This is a genomic window from Mesorhizobium sp. M7A.F.Ca.US.006.04.2.1 (genome assembly GCF_004022915.1).
GTDB lineage: Bacteria > Pseudomonadota > Alphaproteobacteria > Rhizobiales > Rhizobiaceae > Mesorhizobium > Mesorhizobium ciceri.
The window spans coordinates 1-4839 of sequence record NZ_RZQA01000502.1; the positions used below are offsets into that span (position 1 = coordinate 1).

A 4839-nucleotide genomic window follows, 5' to 3' on the forward strand; every position below is an offset into this window, starting at 1 on the left:
CCGCCAACGCACAGCAAACAACCGCGTCCTCGGATAGAATCTGGCATGACTTGAAGGGCGACGTGTTCGGCGATCGGGCAATTCTGGTCGATACCGGCGTCGTCAGGATCGAAGCACCAAAGCGGGCGCAGGATGCCGCCATCGTGCCCGTCGACATCTATCTCGATCCAGCCAAGGCGCCAGACGGCATCAAATCCGTTACCTTGATCATCGACGCGAACCCTGCACCGGTGGCGGCAACGTTCCAGCTCGGCAAGGATGCCGGCGTGACGCATCTGTCGACGCGCGTGCGCGTCAACGACTATTCCTATCTGCGTGCCATCGCTGAGACGCAGGGTGGTCAACTCCATATGGTACAGACCTTCGTCAAGGCGTCAGGTGGCTGCTCCGCCCCTGCGGTCAAGAACCAGGACGAGGCCAACGCGACAATGGGTCAGATGAAGCTGCGCCAGTTCCCGCCCAAAGAGACGATGACCAAGACCGAGGAACTGCAGTTGATGATCCGGCACCCTAACAATTCGGGGCTGCAGCGGGATCCGCTGACCCAATATTTCATACCGGCGCATTTTGTCCAGAAACTGTCGATCTCCCAAGCCGGCCGGCCGATCCTCTCCATGGAAGGTGGAATATCGATTTCGGAAGATCCCAACTTCCGATTCGATTTCACCGTGCACGGCAAGGGCGAAATCCAGGTTGAAGCGATCGATACGGACGGCAAAACATTTCGCAATCAGTGGCCGCTCGAGACAGCGGGACTCTGAAGTCTCGATATCTTGCGCTGGACTGCCGGTGCTTGCCACTTGATCCCGAAAATGGAGCTCGTTCGGGAAGATCACGCCCAGGCAGAGGACGAAGCTCCATCCGGCTTCCGGATGGAGCAGGCTCTAAAAGCAGCGCACGTCGGCTTCCGACTGCGCGCGCTTCAATTCGGTACGGGCTGCCTTCGCCGGTGCGCTTTCGCGAAACAGCCCCGCGCTTTCGCCTGTGGTCAAAGACATGCTCTTGAAAGTCTCGGCTCTCTCATAGTGGTCGTAGGGAAGGATCGAGGCGATGACGTCGATCGAGCAGGAACAGCTTTCCAGCGCCTGACGTGTCTGGCCGTTCGTCTGCATGCAGCCGAGCACGTAGTCGGCGATCGTTGCTGTCGGGTAATCACCCGCGGCGCCCGCCGGGTTTGCGAAGGCCAGCGGCCCGGCAAGGAGCAGCGGCAAAGTCGAAAATCCAACATATCTGATCACGGGAAAACCTCCGGTTAGCCTAGGCGCGATGCGCCCAGTCGGGATCACCGTGGCAGTTGGCAACGTGCAGCAGAGTCAGTCAAGCGCCCATGGCTTCCGTATGCGACCAAAGGAGGAATGCGGGGCTTGTCGACCGTGGTTCCGCATGGCGGCTCCGTGGCCTGCTCCACGCCCCGACTCCAACGATCATCTCATGCTTGGCCCACTATCGATTCCCAATGGAGCACGCGCATGACCATGCCGAGACATCGAAGCGAATACCTCCAAATAAAATCAAAGCTTAGGCGAAATGTAAAAATCAACAAATAACTAAATTTTATGTGCCCCATCGTTATTTCGCGGTCATAAATACTTTATCTAACAAATACCGTCCTGCTTATTTTCTTATATTGCACCGCATCATTTACGATATTGCGGTGCAAAAACACCAGCAGGCTTTTTTGCTTGCCTAGCCTTTTACGATGACATAGCCTCACCCTGTTTCCGGCTTCAAGGGCGTCACCGTCATTAGGGAGCGGCGACAGTCTTTCGTAGGCCAAGGTGAGGTGGGCAGTAACGGTGCCCTCTGCACATCTGGCTTAGGTCGTGACACGCTGCCGGAAATATTTCCCCCCCGTGAATCGCTTGGGCAAGCCCTTGTGGGCTCAGCAAATGATTCATCACTATGAACCTCGGGAGGAATTCGGATGCGTGTACTTACGAAAGCTACCTATATTCTAACCACTGCGGCGTTTCTGTCGCTCGGCGCGGCCTATACGGCGTCGGCTAACGAGGACCTTGCAAAGCTGGCTTCGGATTCGAAGAACTGGGCAATGCAGACGGGTGACTACGCCAACACCCGCTATTCCAAACTCAACCAGATTACTGCGGACAATGTGAAGAACCTGCAGGTCAAGTGGACCTTTTCCACCGGCGTGCTACGAGGCCACGAGGGTGGACCGCTTATCATCGGCGATGTGATGTATGTCCACACGCCTTTCCCGAACAATGTCTTTGCGCTCGATCTCAAGAATGACGGGAAGATCCTTTGGAAGTACGAACCCAAGCAGGATCCCAACGTCATTCCGATCATGTGTTGCGATACGGTCAACCGTGGCGTTGCCTATGGTGACGGCAAGATCATTCTCAATCAGGCCGACACCACAGTCGTCGCCCTCGACGCGAAGACTGGCAAGGTCGTCTGGTCGGTCAAGAACGGCGACCAGACCGATGGCGGCAAAGGCGAATCCGGTACGGCTGCCCCCGTCGTCGTCAAGGACAAGGTGCTCATCGGCGTCTCCGGCGCCGAATTCGGCGTTCGCGGCTGGCTGGCCGCCTACAATCTGAAAGATGGCAAACTCGCCTGGAAAGCCTATTCGGAAGGTCCGGACGCAGACACCCTGATCGATCCCGAGAAGACCACGCAACTCGGCAAGCCGGTTGGCAAGGATTCCGGCACGAACACCTGGGAAGGCGAGCAGTGGAAGACCGGCGGCGGCACGACATGGGGATGGTATTCCTATGATCCCAAGCTGAACCTGGTCTATTATGGCACCGGCAATCCCTCGACGTGGAACCCGGTCCAACGCCCCGGCGACAATCGCTGGTCGATGACGATCATGGCCCGCGATGCGGATACTGGTGTTGCCAAATGGCTCTACCAGATGACCCCGCATGACGAATGGGACTATGACGGCATCAACGAGATGATCCTCGTCGATGGCATGGAGGTCAACGGCGCCAAGCACGACGTGCTGGTGCATTTCGATCGCAATGGTTTTGCCTACACCATGGATCGCGCCACCGGCGACCTTCTCGTCGCCAAGAAATACGATCCGGCCGTGAACTGGGCGACCGAAGTCGTCATGGACCCCAAGAGCGAACAGTATGGTCGCCCGCAGGTCGTGGCGAAATATTCGACCCAGCAGAACGGCGAAGACACCAACTCGACGGGCATCTGCCCGGCGGCGCTTGGAACGAAGGACCAGCAGCCGGCGGCCTATTCGCCGAAGACCGGGCTGTTCTATGTCCCGACCAACCATGTCTGCATGGACTATGAGCCTTACAAGGTGAGCTACACCGCCGGTCAGCCTTATGTTGGCGCCACCGTGTCGATGTATCCCGCACCTGGCGGCGACGGCAACATGGGCAACTTCATTGCCTGGGATGCGGCCAAGGGCGAGATCGTCTGGTCGAAGCCCGAGCAGTTCTCGGTGTGGTCGGGCGCGTTGGCGACAGATGGCGACGTCGTCTTCTACGGTACACTCGAAGGCTACATCAAGGCGGTCGATAAGGACGGCAAGGAACTCTACAAGTTCAAGACCCCGTCCGGCATCATCGGCAACATCACGACCTACGAGCAGGGCGGCAAGCAGTATATCGCCGTTCTGTCGGGCGTCGGTGGATGGGCTGGTATCGGCCTGGCAGGCGGCCTGCTTTCGCCTGACAACGCCGCTGCCTGGCATGGCGCCGTCGATCAGGGCCGCGCGCAAGGCGACCAAGCCGCTGTCGTTGGTACAGCTGGCCTGGGTGCCGTCGGCGGCTACGCGGCACTTGCCGACTACACGACGCTGGGCGGTCAGCTCACCGTCTTCGGTCTCCCGGATTGATGCGCTGGGAACCTTGAGCATGCCTCAGGTCTTGTGAGACCAAAGGCTTGAAGAACGAGAGCCCGGACATCCGGAAGCCATGGCCGGGCTCTCGATTCGGTTACGCACCCAAAAACACCGATCAATGCCGGTCGCGACAGCAAAACCGTGTCCATTGGCAAATGAAGGAAGCGTTTGAATGTCCGTTCGCATTGTAATTTCGGCTTTCGTGCTGGCTCTGTTGCCTCTGGCAAGCTCGAGCCTCGCCCGGGCCGACGACAGCATGGAAAAAGCCAAGGCGGTAAAGGAAGAAGGCGGCAAGTATTTGGATGCGGATGGAAATCCGACCTACAAGATCGAAAACGGAACCGTCGATTGGTACACGTTCAGCGGCTACCGCCGGTATCATTCCGATTGCCATGTCTGCCACGGACAGGACGCGACAGGTTCGAGCTATGCGCCGGCTTTGGTCAACAGCCTGAAAACCATGGATTACGCCACATTCCTCTCGATCGTCGCCGAAGGCCGCAAGAATGTCGGCGGCGGCAAGGAAAACGTCATGCCTGCCTTTGGCGACAACAAGAACGTCTATTGCTACCTGGACGATCTCTACGTCTATCTGCGCGCGCGCGCGGATGGCGCGGCGCCCCGCGGAAGGCCGCCCAAGCACGAAGACAAGGCCCAGGCGGCGAAGGATGCCGAAGCATCCTGCATGGGTGGATGACATGATCGGCCGCGATGCATTGAAGCTGCGCGTCGTTCTGCCGATCCTCGGCACACTCGCCTTGCTGCCGTCGAACGCGCATGCGCAAAGCGCCGGCCTTGGCGCGGCGGGAGAACTGGTCGACCCTGACATTCTGCGCGTCTGCGCCGATCCCTCGAATATGCCCTTCACCGACAAGAGCGGCGAAGGCTTCGAAAACAAGCTGGCCGAACTGGTTGCCGCGAAAACCGGGCGCAAGTCCGTCTCCTACACCTGGTTTCCCACGATCACCGGCTTCGTGCGCAATACGTTGGGGGCCAACCGATGCGAC

General features: G+C 58.6%; 4 protein-coding genes and 1 pseudogene. 4 read left to right on the plus strand and 1 reads right to left on the minus strand.

The window, feature by feature from the left end; genetic code table 11:
• Positions 1 to 761: quinoprotein dehydrogenase-associated SoxYZ-like carrier (locus tag EN925_RS23695; RefSeq protein WP_128336975.1), on the plus strand; the 761-nt coding region annotated here is incomplete at its 5' end.
• 123 nt (positions 762 to 884) lie between these two features.
• On the opposite strand, the gene EN925_RS23700 is transcribed toward EN925_RS23695, so the two are convergent.
• The gene (locus EN925_RS23700; RefSeq protein ID WP_127368065.1) at positions 885 to 1238 is read right to left on the minus strand and encodes a hypothetical protein; all 354 of its coding nucleotides are present in this window, start codon (positions 1236 to 1238) and stop codon (positions 885 to 887) included.
• A 686-nt stretch (positions 1239 to 1924) separates the two neighbouring features.
• Between EN925_RS23700 and EN925_RS23705 the strand changes: the two genes are divergently transcribed.
• From EN925_RS23705 to EN925_RS23715, 3 genes and pseudogenes are all read left to right on the plus strand, one after another.
• Positions 1925 to 3826 carry a methanol/ethanol family PQQ-dependent dehydrogenase gene (locus EN925_RS23705; RefSeq protein ID WP_013532070.1) on the plus strand — a complete coding sequence of 634 codons (1902 nt, stop codon included), beginning with the start codon at positions 1925 to 1927 and terminating at the stop codon, positions 3824 to 3826.
• 178 nt (positions 3827 to 4004) lie between these two features.
• Positions 4005 to 4529, plus strand: a complete 525-nt coding sequence (locus EN925_RS23710) for a c-type cytochrome, methanol metabolism-related (RefSeq protein WP_013532071.1) — start codon at positions 4005 to 4007, stop codon at positions 4527 to 4529.
• Positions 4501 to 4839 (plus strand): annotated as a pseudogene (locus EN925_RS23715) (quinoprotein dehydrogenase-associated putative ABC transporter substrate-binding protein); the annotation flags it as partial. The gene EN925_RS23710 and the pseudogene EN925_RS23715, both read left to right, overlap by 29 nt.